Genomic DNA, 12,119 nt, shown 5'->3' with positions numbered 1-12,119 from the left:
CAGGGCCGCGAGAGAGGGAGGGTCCGAGATGACGATCTACATCGACCCGCCGAGCTGGCCGGCCCACGACACCGTGTTCTCGCACCTGATCTCGGACCACTCCCTGCAGGAGCTGCACCAGATCGCAGCGGCCGCAGGAGTCAGCATCCGCGCCTTCGACCGGGATCACTACGATGTCCCGGCCCACCTCTTCGATGACCTCACCGCCCTGGGGGCAGTGCCGGTCTCGGGGGGTGAGCTGACCCGGATTCTGCTCGGCTGTGGGCTGCGCATCCCTGCGGCGCAGCGGCCCGAGAAGCTGCGCCGGAATCTGCAGCGTGCCTGGCTGCGGCTGGGCACACGCTGGGAAGCCCTTGACGGCACGTGGACGACCCTGGGCGAGGAGCTGCTCACCCGCTGGTCAGAGCCGCACCGGAACTACCATTCGCTGACCCACCTGAACGCGGTTCTGCGTGGGGTGAGCACGCTGGAGCGTGCCGGGGAGCTGTCCCCGGAGCAGCGTCCCGTGGTGAGCCTGGCCGCATGGTTCCATGACGCGGTCTACGTCGGGGTCGCAGAAGAAGATGAAGAAGCCTCGGCATCTCTGGCCGAGAGCAGGCTTGGGGCGCTGCTCCCCACTCATGTGGTGGGAGAGACGGCACGGCTGGTGCGGCTCACCACGCATCACGACCCGCCGACCGGGGATCGCAACGGAGCGGTGCTGGTCGACGCCGACCTCGAGGTGCTCGCCCAGACTCCGGGGGGCTATGCGCGCTACGTCGCGGCGGTGCGTCGGGACTACCACCACGTAGCCGAGGACGATTTCCGCCGCGGCCGGGCACGGGTGCTTCAGCGGCTGCTCGCCGCGCCATCGCTGTTCCACACAGCCACCGGCGTGCAGCGCTGGGAGCCGCAGGCACGGGTCAACCTGACTCGCGAGCTCGAGCTGCTCAGTCGCCGCTGAGGCGCTCTTCGAGGCGGGTGACCTTCTCGGTGAGCTGCCCGGTGAATCCGGGGCGGATGTCGGCCTTGACCACGAGGCTGACTCGAGGGCTCACTGCGGCCACAGCATCGGTGGCCCGGCGGATGACGTCGAAGACCTCATCCCACTCACCTTCGATCGTGGTGAACATCGAGGTCGTCTCGTGCGGAAGCCCGGAATCACGGACCACCCGGACGGCTTCGGCCACGGCCGCGCTGAGCGAACCATCGGGGGTGTCTGCGGCGACGGGAGCGACGGAGAAGGCTGCCAACATGGTCACAGATTACGCCAGTTCCTCCACCAGGCCCAGCACCACCGGAATCACCCCGAGCAGGATGAACCCCGGCAGGAAACAGAGTCCCAGAGGCAGCACCATCTGCACCGCCAGGCGGGCGGCCTGCTCCTCGACCGCCTGGCGGCGTCGTCTGCGCGCCTGGACCGCAGTCAGTTCCAGCAGCTGGACCGTGGGGGCGCCGGTGGCGTGTGCGAAGGCCAGCTCCGCACCGAATTCGCGAAGCTGCACCTGGGAGTCCACACCGGACCAGGCGTCCTGCCATCGTCGCCCGGCAGCGAGTCCACGGTGCACGCGGGCCAACGGCGCGCATCCCGGGACGTCCTGGGAGAGCCGCCGCACAGCGGTTTCGATGCCCGCACCGGCCCGCAGCATCGCTGCGGTGAGGTCGAGCAGCGTCGCGGCATCGGGGGTGCGATCCGCGGGAGCCTCTGCCGGCGTCGAAGCCCTCGACGCCGGTGCACCCCGCCTTCGCCGCCGCGGCGACGCGGGCGCCGGCAGGGGCGCAGGTGCGGGCGCATGCACCAACGCGATCAGAAGCCCCACCAGAAGGGCACAGAGAAGTGCCGGCAGCACCTGCCCCTCAGCCATGCTTCCCCACCGCTCGGATCATCCTGGTGCTCCAGCGCCAGCCGAGCAGGAGACTCCCCAGCCCGACGACCAGGCATCCCCACCCCAGCGCCGAGCCGAGCAGCACAGCGAAGGGATCAGCCCCCATCAGTGCGCCCATGGCCAATCCACCCAGCGGGAGCGCAGCCAGGATGAACTGGGTCAGGCGGGGACCGGCGGCCGCGGTGCGAACGGCGGCCTCCAGGGCGGCCGAGTCCTCCAGTGCATCGGCGGCCTTGCGGCACAGCGCCGAGAGGGGTGCACCGGTGGACTGGGAGAGCGCGTGGATGCTGATCAGCCGCTCCAGCACCTCGGTGAGGACCACCGTGGCGGTGGCGCTGGACCGGGCCGGCGCGAAGTTCCCCATAGTGCGTCCGGCTCTGCGGCGTTGGCTGGCCGTGACGGACGCCAGGCTGCGCCGGAGCCCGACCACGGCCCCGAGGCCTGCCTGCTCTGCCGCTGCCGCGAGTTCACAGACCTGTGTCAAGGGGTGCGTGGTCTCCCGCGAGCGCCAATGGGTCCCAAGGTCGGCCCATGCCTGGGCCTGGGAGCGTCCCGACTGCAGCAGTGCCGCATATTGGTGCAGCAGAGAGCAGGCGCTGCCGCGCAGATCGTCGGCGGAGCGCCCTGCCCTGAATCTCCCGCCCCGCAGCGACGCCGTGCGCAGCACCTCTATGAGCAGCGCCTCTATGAGCAGCGCCTTCGGAGGTCGCAGCGCACGACGAGGCCATCCCCCACGTGGGGGAACTCCGAGAAGCGCCGCGCTGGCCGCCGCGGCGGCCACGCAGAGCAGGAGAAGAAGCGGCACCGGTGTGGTCATCGCAGACCGATCCGCTTCGTCAGTTCATCCCAGCCGCTCTGGATCTGCACGCTCGGCTGGACTGGCACCCCGAGGGCGTTCGGGTCGATGAACCTGGCCAGCAGTGCTGGCACCATCTGAAGCGTCCGCTCACGGCAATGGACGAGTGAGATCGCCACGGGCATCCGCCGACCTCGACGCCGCTCCATGTGGATGACCGCGTCCAGGGCGGCGCCGGCCTGCAGCGCCACCGACTCCGGGGGCAGCTCGGCGAGAGCGCCCATCGCGATGAGTCTGGCCGGGACCGCGTCCGGTGAATTGGCGTGGACCGTCCCGACCGCGCCCTGATGCCCGGTGTTCATCGCGGTGAGGAAGTCCTTGAGCTCACTGCCCCGGCACTCCCCGACGATGAGCCGGTCCGGGCGCATCCGCAGCGTCTCCCGGACGAGTCGGCCCATCCCGAGCTCGCCGGCTCCTTCCACATTGCCGCGGCGCTGCTGCAGGTGCAGCACATGCGGGTGATCTGGCCGAAGCTCTGTGGTGTCCTCGACGATGATGATCCGCTCCTGGTGCGGGCACTCGGCGAGCATGGCCCCGAGCAGGCTGGTCTTGCCAGAACCCGTGGCGCCGGAGATCAGACAGTTCAGCCGGGCGTCCACGATGCCGCGGATCACCGGGAGCCACACTTCTGGTGCGTCCCATTGCTCGGCAAGCTGATCCAAGGTTGCCGCCGAGCCGCGGGAGATGCGCACCGAGATCATCGTGCCCTCCACCGCCACCGGAGGAATCACGGCGTGGATGCGACACTCACCGATCCGTCCCTCGGCGCATGGCTGACCCTCATCGAGCCTGCCTCCGGACAGGGCGATGAGTCGCCTGGCCAGGCCACGGACCTGCTCCTCCCCGGCGAACTTCACCTCGGTCTTGCTCAGACCTGCGGCGCCGTCGATCCACACCTGACGGCGACCATCGATGAGCACGTCGGTGACGCCGGGCCGCTCGACCAGCGGCTGCAGCGGGCCGAGCCCGACGAGCTCGTCGCGCAGCGTCCTGACCAGCTCCCCGGTGGTTCGAGACCCCAGCGCCAGCCCTGATGCGCGCACGGCCTCCGCGATGCGGGCCGCGGTCACCGGCTCGGCGGAGCTGGTCAGCTTCTCCCGCAGCGCGTGAAGCTGCTGGTCACTCATGGCGGAGGCCCCGCTCGAGGTCCAGGACCTCGAGCAGCGTCCCGATGTAGGCCGCGCCTCGCCGTGAGCGAAGCAGCTCGTAGGCGGCACCGAGTTCATCCTCTCGGCGGAGCCATCGCTGCTCGGGGAGATCTCCGGCCAGGGGGATCTCTGTGGCTGCCGCCAGCTCCTGCGGACTCCACCCGAGATGCCCTGCACCGTTGGCGACGAGCATCGGCGGCACCCCTGTGAGCGCGCGTGCCAGCTGCCGCGCGGCCGCGGCGCCCCGGGCACTGCAGGGTGTGACGAGCAGCAGCTGGTGCAGGTGCTCGCGCACCAGCGCCACCGCGTCTGCATCACGCCCGACATCGATCACCACGGTGTCGAAGACCCTCAGGGCCGAGCGCACGACGGGGCCCAGCATCCGCCGTCGCGCGTCAAAGCCTGGTGCGCCGCTGAGCATGTGGACCCCGTCGCGGAGCGGCAGCGCGGCGGCCAGCTGCGGGGAGGCGATCTCCCCCTGCAGACCGGCCAGCTCCTCCCACCCGAATTCTTCGCCGCGCTCTGCGGCCGCTGGACCGCGTCGGTCCTCCCTTCCACGCCCGTTCAGGGCGCCGCACGAGACCTCCGCCACCCCCATCAGCCCCGCGATTCCTGACCCCGGGGCGGGATCCGCATCGACCAGCAGCGCCGAGGCACCTCTCACCGCCTGCTCTGCGGCGAGCAGATATGCCACGGTGCTGGCCCCCACGCCTCCCAGGACCCCGGCGACAGCCACCACCCGACCTGGGCCCCGATCCAGCACCCGCTCGCCCAGATGACCGGCCAGCCACGCCTGTGCCGCCGGCAGCGGCACAGGCTGCAGCCCCGGATGCTCCGCCGCGATCCTCCACAGCTGCTGATCCTGCCCCTGTCGCGCTCCCGAGCTGCTCAGCAGCAACGCACCCCGCGCCAGCTGCGGAAGCGAGGGCAGCCGGTCGGTCCCACACATCAGGACCGCCCATTCCTGCGGAACCACCGCCTCCCAGCTGGAACGAGACTCCAGCGCAGCGCCCACGGTGGCGGCGATCAGCGCGACGTCGTCGCGCAGCACTCGATCCTCGGTGATCAGCAGCAGGCGAGGTTCAGCGTCCATGACCCCACCCTGCCGGTGTCGGCGGCAGCGGTCCGTGGAAGCGGAGGAGCCGTGGGCAGCGGCTTCGCGGCGCGAGGTTATTCCCAAGCTGGGGAAAACTCTGGGGAAAACCGGGGGAACAGTAGAGCGGACCATGCGGATCATCACGGACGCTGTTCGGAGACCCTGCCCGGCACCACACCCTGCGCCTCACCGCTCGTCGCCTCCTAGACTGGGCCGATGAGCACCGATTCAGCCGCCCTGCCCGCATACCCCGACGCTGAGCTGCGCCGGGTGCTGTGCGTGGTGGCCCATCCGGATGACATGGAGTACGGCGGTTCGGCCGCCGTCGCCCGCTGGACCGCGCAGGGGGCTGAGGTCTCCTATCTGCTGCTCACCGCGGGAGAGGCCGGGATGCGCAGCCGCGACCCCGAGGAGGCCGCAGAGATCCGCGCCGAGGAGCAGCGCAGGGCCTGTGAGCTGGTCGGCGTCACGGACCTGGTGATCCTGGATCTGCCCGATGGCACGCTGGAGGCCTCGCTGGACACCCGCCGACAGATTGCTCGACGCATCCGCCAGCTGCGTCCCGAGGTGGTGCTGACCCAGACCTGGGATCTCGAGGTCGGCTGGGGGCTCAACCATGCGGACCACCGCGCAGCCGGGCTGGCCACCCTGGACGCGGTCCGCGACGCCGACAACCCCTGGGTCTTCCGTGAACTCATGGACCAGGAACGGCTCGAGCCCTGGGCGGTGCGGGAGCTGCTGGTCTTCGGGGCGGCACCGACCCATCTGATCGACATCAGCCGGGAGCCGCTGCAGCTGGGCCTCGCCTCGCTGGAGGCCCATGAGCAGTACCTGGCCGAGCTGGGCGGCGCCGCCGAGACCCGGCAGATGCTGGAGTCCATGGCCGCGCAGCAGGCCGAGGACCTGCCCGGGGTGGATCATGCCCTGGGTGTGGCCGTGCACCGCATGGGCTGACCCGCAGGACCTAGAGACCCGGCAGGTAGTCCTGCGGGTCCACGCTGCGCCCGGCGTCCCAGGGCTCTTCCCAGCCGAGCCGGTTGAGCACCCGGTCCACCAGGATCCCGGTGAACCCCCAGATCAGCGTGCCATCGACGAGGAACGCCGGGGCCTTGAACACGGTGCCAGAGCGATGCAGGACCGTGGTGCGGCGGTTCTCCGGGCGGATCAGCGCATCCAGCCGGACGGGCAGCACCCGTTCCACCTCCCCTGACTGCGGGCGGAGCAGACCGGTGTGTCCGGCAATGCCGATCACCGGTGTCACCATGAAGCCGCTGATCGGCACCGGGGCCGGAGGCAGGGAGCCGAGCACCCGGACGCGGGCGGGGTCCAGCCCCACCTCCTCCTGGGCCTCACGCAGCGCCGCGGCCGTCGGGTCGCGATCGAACTTCTCCTGGGCGCCACCGGGGAAGGAGATCTGTCCTGGGTGTTTCTTCAGTCCCGGGGAGCGCTCGGTCAGGAGCAGGTGTGCGTCGTCGTCGTCGGGGGTGGGGGCGCAGAAGAGCATCAGCACCGCCGCCCGCCTGGCGTTCTCCATCCCTGCCGGGGTCATCCGGGGAGGCATCGTGGTCGGGCGCTGGTTCCACCAGCCCCCGGACCCTGCGGATTCCGGATGCGTGCACGCGTAGTCGCGCCCCTGCTGCAACAGCGCCTCGAGTCGGGTCGGGACCGCCGTGCCGGTCAGCGAGAACCCAGCGGGCACTCCCCCGCCGAGAAGGTCGGGCCCGGCGATGTCTGGACGAGCTGCGTCTGGGCGAGCGGCGTCTGGGCGAGCGGCGTCTGGGCCCTGAGATGCGGTGTCGGCGTCACGCACTGAGCGGGTACCCCTGCGCTCGCAGCTCCCGGCGGGTGTGCCCGGCCTGCATCTTGGCCAGCAGCTCCTCGCGCCCCGGCGCCAGCTCGTACTTCAGCAGCGTGGCGGCCAGCTCCGGGTCGACCTCCCCGGCACCGAAGGCCGGGCACATGGAGGCGATCGGGCAGGCGCCGCAGGCCGGTCGACGGGCGTGACAGATGCGCCGGCCGTGGAAGACCAGCCGGTGGGACAGGTCGGTCCAGTCGCGCCGCTCGAAGAGCTCCGCGACCTCCTGCTCGACCTTCACCGGGTCCTGCTGCTGCGTCATGCCCAGCCGGCGGGCCAGCCGACCGAAGTGCGTGTCCACGGTGAGTCCGGGCTTGCCGAAGGCATCGCCGAGCACCACGAAGGCGGTCTTGCGCCCGACCCCGGGCAGCTTGACCAGCTCCTCGAGAGAGTCCGGCACCTCGCCGTCATGCTCGCTGACCAGCGCGCGCGAGAGCCCCAGCAGCGAGCGGGTCTTCGCGCGGTAGAAGCCGGTGGACCGGATCACCTCTGCCAGCTCGTCCTCCTCGGCGTGAGCCATGGCGCCGGCGTCGGGCCAGCGCCGAAACAGCTCGGGCGTGACCGCGTTGACCCGCACATCGGTGGTCTGCGCGGAGAGCACCGTGGCGATCAGCAGCTCGAAGGCATTGTTGAAGTCCAGCTCGGCCACTGCGTAGGAGTAGACCTCCCCCAGGACACGATTGATCCGGCGCACGCGGCGCTTCTTCCCCAGCAGGGTCTCATCGGGCATCGAGACCATTCTACGAAAGCCCCGAGGGTGCGTCCGCTATGTGATATCCGCCTCAGGCACCCGGCGGCAAAGGATGTATTGTGAGCGGCAACACAGGAGTATCCAAGGAGGAGCCGCATGACCCAGAATGCCAAGCAAGAGAACAAACTGGACTCGATGCAGAAATCGGGTCAGGTCTTCCCCCCGAGCGAGACGTTCGCGAAGAACGCCGTGGCCACCCAGGAGCGGTATGACAAGGCCGCCGAGGATCGCCTCGGCTACTGGGCCGATCAGGCCCGCTCCGTGCTGAGCTGGGACAAAGACTTCACCGAGGTGCTCGACTGGTCCGAGGCCCCAGTGGCGAAATGGTTCGTCGGCGGCGAGGTGAACGCGGCCTACAACGCAGTGGACCGCCACGTCGAGGCCGGCCACGGCAGCCGCGTCGCCCTTCACTTCGAGGGCGAGCCCGGCGACTCGCGCAGCATCACCTACCAGGAGCTGGCCGACGACGTCGCCCGCGCCTCCAACGCCTTCGAGTCCCTCGGCCTCACCAAGGGTGACCGGGTGGCCATCTACATGCCGATGATCCCCGAGGCTGTGGTGACCATGCTGGCCTGCGCCCGCATCGGCGCCATCCACTCGGTCGTCTTCGGCGGCTTCTCCGCCGACGCGCTGCGCTCCCGCGTGGACGACGCCGAGGCGAAGCTCGTGGTCACCGCCGACGGCTCCTACCGCCGCGGCAAGCCCTCCACGCTGAAGCCGGCCGTCGACGACGCGCTCGCGGCGCCCGGGCACACCGTGGAACACGTGGTCGTGGTCAAGCGCAACGGCGAAGAGGTCGCCTTCAACGACGATCTCGACGTCTGGTGGCACGACATCGTGCCGCAGCAGTCCGCCGAGCACGCCTACGTCGCACACGACTCCGAGCACCCGCTGTTCATCCTCTACACCTCCGGTACCACCGGGAACCCCAAGGGCATCCTGCACACCACCGGCGGCTACCTGACCCAGACCGCGGTGACCCATCGCGACACCTTCGACCTGCGACCGGAGACCGATGTCTACTGGTGCACCGCCGACGTCGGCTGGGTCACCGGGCACTCCTACATCGTCTACGGCCCGCTGGTCAACGGCAGCACCCAGGTCATCTACGAAGGCACCCCGGACTCACCGCACAAGGGCCGGCTCTGGGAGATCGTTCAGAAGTACGGCGTCACGCAGTTCTACACCGCGCCGACGCTGATCCGGACCTGCATGAAGTGGGGCCGGGAGATCCCGGACCAGTTCGACCTCTCCACCCTGCGCGTGCTGGGCACCGTGGGCGAGGCGATCAACCCCGAGGCGTGGCTGTGGTTCCGCGACGTCATTGGCGCCAACAACGGCGTCGGCAAGGCTCCCAAGGAGGAGCCTGCTCCGATCGTGGACACCTGGTGGCAGACCGAGACCGGCGCGCACATGATCGCCCCGCTGCCCGGGGTGACCGCGACCAAGCCGGGCTCCGCCCAGACCGCGGTGCCCGGCATCTCCATCGGCATCGTCGATGAGATGGGCACACCCCTGGAGAAGGGCGAGGCCGGCCTGCTCGTCATCAAGGAGCCCTGGCCCGCCATGCTGCGCGGCATCTGGAAGAACCCGGAGCGCTACCAGGAGACCTACTGGTCACGCTTCGGTGACGTCTACTTCGCCGGCGACGGCGCTCGCACCGACGAGGACGGCGACGTCTGGCTCATGGGACGCGTGGACGACGTCATGAACGTCTCCGGGCACCGGCTCTCCACCACGGAGATCGAATCGGCCCTGGTCTCGCACCCGTCGGTCGCCGAGGCCGCCGTCGTCGGGGCCAAGGACGCGACCACCGGCGAGGCTGTCGTGGCATTCGTGATCCTGCGCGGCGACTCCGAGGGTGGGGACAAGGAGCAGATGGAGCAGGATCTGCGCGCCCATGTGGGCAAGGAGATCGGCCCGATCGCCAAGCCGCGCAACGTGCTGGTGGTCCCTGAGCTGCCGAAGACCCGCTCGGGCAAGATCATGCGGCGTTTGCTCAAGGACGTGGCCGAGGGCCGTGAGGCCGGAGACGCCTCCACCCTGGCCGATCCCACGGTGATGCTGCAGATCGCGGAGGACATGCGCGCCAAGCATGGCGCGTCCTGACCTCCCACGGCTGAACACCGCTGAACAACCCGAAGACGCCTGAGTGGCGGATTCTCCGGGCATGTTCTCCCCTCAGAGGGGCGAACTGCACGGAGAATCCGCCATTCGGCGTTGGGGGGACAGTAGGGTGTGACCATGCCCTCTGAGACTCCCCGCCTGCTGATCATCAACGGTCCCAACCTGAACATGCTGGGCACTCGTGAGCCCGGGATCTACGGGGCCGCCACGCTGGCCGACATCGAGCAGCTGTGCCGCGAGTCCGCCGCCGCGCTCGGCTTCGCCGCGGAGCTGCTGCAGTCCAACCATGAGGGCACCATCATCGACGCGATCCAGGCCGCGAAGGGCAGCGCCTCCGGGATCGTCATCAACCCCGCGGCCTATACCCACACGTCGGTGGCGATCGCGGATGCCCTGCGCGCAGTGGACCTTCCGGTGGTGGAGGTCCATATCTCCAACGTCCACGCCCGTGAGGAGTTCCGCCGGCATTCCTATGTGTCCCCCGCCGCGGCGGCGGTGATCGCCGGTGCCGGACTCAACGGATACCGCTACGCGATCGATCACCTGGCGTCGCTGCTGCGCGAGAGCTGAGCCGCTCAGGCTCCCATGGAGCTCTGCCACGCCGCGTCCAGCTTGGCGTAGTAGCCGCCCTGGGCCGCCAGCTCGGCAGGAGCTCCGTCCTCCACCACCCGGCCGTCGTCGATCACCAGGACCCGGTCCGCGATGGCCACGGTGGAGAGCCGGTGAGCGATGATCAGCGCGGTGCGGTTGCCCAGCAGCCGCTCGAGCCCCTGCTGCACCAGCGCCTCGCTGGGCAGGTCCAGCGAAGAGGTCGCCTCATCGAGGATCAGCACCGCAGGGTCCGCCAGGAACGCGCGTGCGAAGGAGATCAGCTGACGCTGTCCGGCCGAGAGCCTGCCGCCCCGCTTGTTCACATCGGTGGCGTAGCCCTCGGGCAGCTCCATGATCAGGTCGTGACAGCCCACCGCCTTGGCCGCGGCGATGATCTCCTGCTCGGAGGCCTCCGGGCGGCCCAGCGCGATGTTGCCGCGGATGGTCCCGGAGAACAGGAACGCCTCCTGGGTCACCATGGCCACGTGGCGGTGATGATCGGTCACGGCCAGGTCCCGCAGGTCCACCCCGTCCAGGCTCACCGCGCCGCTGCTCACGTCATAGAACCGCGCCAGCAGCTTCGCCAGCGTGGACTTGCCCGCTCCGGTGCGTCCCACCACTGCCACGGTCTGGCCTGCGGGGATGTGCAGGTCAAGGGCGTGGAGCACCACCGGGCCGTCCTCGTCGTAGCGGAACGAGGCCTGGGTGAACTCCAGCTCTCCACGGGCCTCGGGCAGGTGCCGCGGGTGGTGGGCCTCGGTGACCGTGGGGCTCTCCTCCAGCAGCCCGGAGACCTTCTCCAGCGCCGCGGTGGCTGACTGCAGCGAGTTGTAGAACATCGCGATCATGTCCAGCGGCTGGAAGACCCGTTTGGTCGCCAGCACCAGGGCGACCAGCACCCCGATGCCGAGATCACCCTCGAGCACCCGGTATCCGCCCCAGAGCAGGACCACGGTGACCGTGATGTTGCCGATGAGCATCAGGGAGGGCTGCAGCACCCCGAACAGCGAGATCGAGCGCACCATGTCCTCGCGGTAGCGGGCCGCCAGACGCCGGTACTGCCTGGACCGGGAGTCTTCCCGGCGGAATGCCTGCACGGCGCGGATGCCGGTCATGGACTCCACGAAGTGCACGATCATCTTGGCCGAGGAGACCCGGGTGCGCCGATACGCCACCTCGGAGTTGCGCTGGTACCAGCGGCCGAGCATCGCGATCGGAATCAGCGCCGCGACCAGGACCAGGCCCGAGCGAAAGTCCATGATCCAGATGGTCACCCCGGTGAAGAACATGAACATCACGCCCTGGACCAGCGAGTTGATCCCGCCGTCGAGCAGCTCGCGCAGAGACTCCAGGTCGGAGGTCTGCCGAGAGATCACCTTGCCCGAGGTGTAGTCCTCGTGGAAGTCCAGGCTCAGCGCCTGGGTCTTGCGGAAGACCTCCCCGCGCAGGGTGAACAGCATCTGCTGCGAGGCCTCAGCGGTCATCCGGGTGTAGTGGAAGATCAGGATCCCAGCGGTCACCGCGCAGGCGATGTAGGACAGACCGGGCAGCCACATGCCGGAGCTCTGCCCCTCGATCATCCGAGGCAGCCCCCAGTCGATGGCCCAGGCGACGATCAGCGGGATGGAGGCCTGGGCGGCCTGTGCGATCACCACGAAGAGCGCGGTGATCAGCAGCTTGCGCCGGACCCCGACGGAGAGCTGGACCAGCAGCTTCCAGGAGCGACGCCGGATGAACCCGCGCTCCTCCTTGTCGAGCTCGATCTGCTCCTCGCCCGCGGTCCCGCGCAGGTGCGCGAAGCGGTCGCTCATGGCGTCGTCCGTGGCAACG

Annotated in this window: 12 protein-coding genes; 4 read left to right on the top strand and 8 right to left on the bottom strand. The window is 69.6% G+C overall.

Translation table 11 applies throughout. The features are described from left to right. Positions 1 to 28: 28 nt before the first annotated feature. Positions 29 to 943, top strand: coding sequence for a DUF4031 domain-containing protein (locus LTH96_RS11610; RefSeq protein ID WP_241465983.1), 915 nt, complete (start codon positions 29 to 31; stop codon positions 941 to 943). Here the strand turns inward: LTH96_RS11610 and LTH96_RS11605 are convergent. Genes LTH96_RS11605 through LTH96_RS11585 form a run of 5 tightly spaced genes read right to left on the bottom strand, consistent with a single transcriptional unit; the run spans position 930 to position 4,962 of the window. Then, positions 930 to 1,235, bottom strand: a complete 306-nt coding sequence (locus LTH96_RS11605; protein ID WP_241465981.1) for a thiamine-binding protein — start codon at positions 1,233 to 1,235, stop codon at positions 930 to 932. The two genes, LTH96_RS11610 and LTH96_RS11605, sit on opposite strands and share 14 nt — an antisense overlap. Positions 1,236 to 1,244: 9 nt before the next feature. Next, positions 1,245 to 1,844: a type II secretion system F family protein gene (locus tag LTH96_RS11600; protein WP_241465979.1), complete on the bottom strand. Its 600-nt coding sequence runs from the start codon at positions 1,842 to 1,844 to the stop codon at positions 1,245 to 1,247. Beyond that, positions 1,837 to 2,670 (bottom strand): type II secretion system F family protein, encoded by an 834-nt coding sequence (locus LTH96_RS11595; RefSeq protein WP_241465977.1) that lies wholly within the window; start codon positions 2,668 to 2,670, stop codon positions 1,837 to 1,839. Before LTH96_RS11595 ends, LTH96_RS11600 begins: the two co-directional genes overlap by 8 nt. 8 nt (positions 2,671 to 2,678) lie before the next feature. Further along, the gene (locus LTH96_RS11590) at positions 2,679 to 3,848 is read right to left on the bottom strand and encodes a TadA family conjugal transfer-associated ATPase (RefSeq protein ID WP_241465975.1); all 1,170 of its coding nucleotides are present in this window, start codon (positions 3,846 to 3,848) and stop codon (positions 2,679 to 2,681) included. Beyond that, on the bottom strand, positions 3,841 to 4,962 hold the full coding sequence (locus LTH96_RS11585; RefSeq protein ID WP_241465974.1) for a hypothetical protein: 1,122 nt from the start codon (positions 4,960 to 4,962) through the stop codon (positions 3,841 to 3,843). The genes LTH96_RS11590 and LTH96_RS11585 overlap by 8 nt, the downstream gene beginning before the upstream one ends. A gap of 219 nt (positions 4,963 to 5,181) precedes the next feature. On the opposite strand from LTH96_RS11585, the gene LTH96_RS11580 reads away from it, so the two are divergent. After that, a complete protein-coding gene (locus LTH96_RS11580; RefSeq protein ID WP_241465972.1) occupies positions 5,182 to 5,919 on the top strand; it encodes a PIG-L deacetylase family protein in 738 nt (245 codons plus the stop codon). Positions 5,920 to 5,929: 10 nt separating this feature from the next. Here the strand turns inward: LTH96_RS11580 and LTH96_RS13360 are convergent, their stop codons facing one another. Then, on the bottom strand, positions 5,930 to 6,775 hold the full coding sequence (locus LTH96_RS13360) for a CoA pyrophosphatase (RefSeq protein ID WP_241465970.1): 846 nt from the start codon (positions 6,773 to 6,775) through the stop codon (positions 5,930 to 5,932). Further along, on the bottom strand, positions 6,768 to 7,550 hold the full coding sequence (nth, locus tag LTH96_RS11570; RefSeq protein ID WP_241465968.1) for an endonuclease III: 783 nt from the start codon (positions 7,548 to 7,550) through the stop codon (positions 6,768 to 6,770). The genes LTH96_RS13360 and nth overlap by 8 nt, the downstream gene beginning before the upstream one ends. A 117-nt stretch (positions 7,551 to 7,667) precedes the next feature. On the opposite strand from nth, the gene acs reads away from it, so the two are divergent. Together acs and aroQ are read left to right on the top strand one after the other, a co-directional pair. Next, a complete protein-coding gene (gene acs / locus LTH96_RS11565) occupies positions 7,668 to 9,680 on the top strand; it encodes an acetate--CoA ligase (RefSeq protein WP_241465966.1) in 2,013 nt (670 codons plus the stop codon). A 135-nt stretch (positions 9,681 to 9,815) separates the two neighbouring features. Then, a complete protein-coding gene (gene aroQ, locus LTH96_RS11560) occupies positions 9,816 to 10,268 on the top strand; it encodes a type II 3-dehydroquinate dehydratase (protein WP_241465964.1) in 453 nt (150 codons plus the stop codon). A 5-nt stretch (positions 10,269 to 10,273) separates the two neighbouring features. Here aroQ and LTH96_RS11555 read toward each other — a convergent pair whose 3' ends face one another. After that, positions 10,274 to 12,100, bottom strand: coding sequence for an ABC transporter ATP-binding protein (locus LTH96_RS11555; protein ID WP_241466054.1), 1,827 nt, complete (start codon positions 12,098 to 12,100; stop codon positions 10,274 to 10,276). Positions 12,101 to 12,119: the final 19 nt, after the last annotated feature.

It is taken from the genome of Nesterenkonia sp. LB17 (assembly GCF_022565915.1).
GTDB lineage: Bacteria > Actinomycetota > Actinomycetes > Actinomycetales > Micrococcaceae > Nesterenkonia.
The sequence above is the reverse complement of the archived record's forward strand: the minus strand, read 5'-3'. Positions and strand labels throughout refer to the sequence as shown.

Bases quoted from the DNA above. Each gene is read 5' to 3' on its own strand.
- LTH96_RS11610 (WP_241465983.1), top strand. From the start codon at position 29: ATGACGATCTACATCGACCCGCCGAGCTGGCCGGCCCACGACACCGTG.
- LTH96_RS11605 (WP_241465981.1), bottom strand. From the start codon at position 1,235: ATGTTGGCAGCCTTCTCCGTCGCTCCCGTCGCCGCAGACACCCCCGAT.
- LTH96_RS11600 (WP_241465979.1), bottom strand. From the start codon at position 1,844: ATGGCTGAGGGGCAGGTGCTGCCGGCACTTCTCTGTGCCCTTCTGGTG.
- LTH96_RS11590 (WP_241465975.1), bottom strand. From the start codon at position 3,848: ATGAGTGACCAGCAGCTTCACGCGCTGCGGGAGAAGCTGACCAGCTCC.
- LTH96_RS11585 (WP_241465974.1), bottom strand. From the start codon at position 4,962: ATGGACGCTGAACCTCGCCTGCTGCTGATCACCGAGGATCGAGTGCTG.
- LTH96_RS11580 (WP_241465972.1), top strand. From the start codon at position 5,182: ATGAGCACCGATTCAGCCGCCCTGCCCGCATACCCCGACGCTGAGCTG.
- nth (WP_241465968.1), bottom strand. From the start codon at position 7,550: ATGCCCGATGAGACCCTGCTGGGGAAGAAGCGCCGCGTGCGCCGGATC.
- acs (WP_241465966.1), top strand. From the start codon at position 7,668: ATGACCCAGAATGCCAAGCAAGAGAACAAACTGGACTCGATGCAGAAA.
- aroQ (WP_241465964.1), top strand. From the start codon at position 9,816: ATGCCCTCTGAGACTCCCCGCCTGCTGATCATCAACGGTCCCAACCTG.
- LTH96_RS11555 (WP_241466054.1), bottom strand. From the start codon at position 12,100: ATGAGCGACCGCTTCGCGCACCTGCGCGGGACCGCGGGCGAGGAGCAG.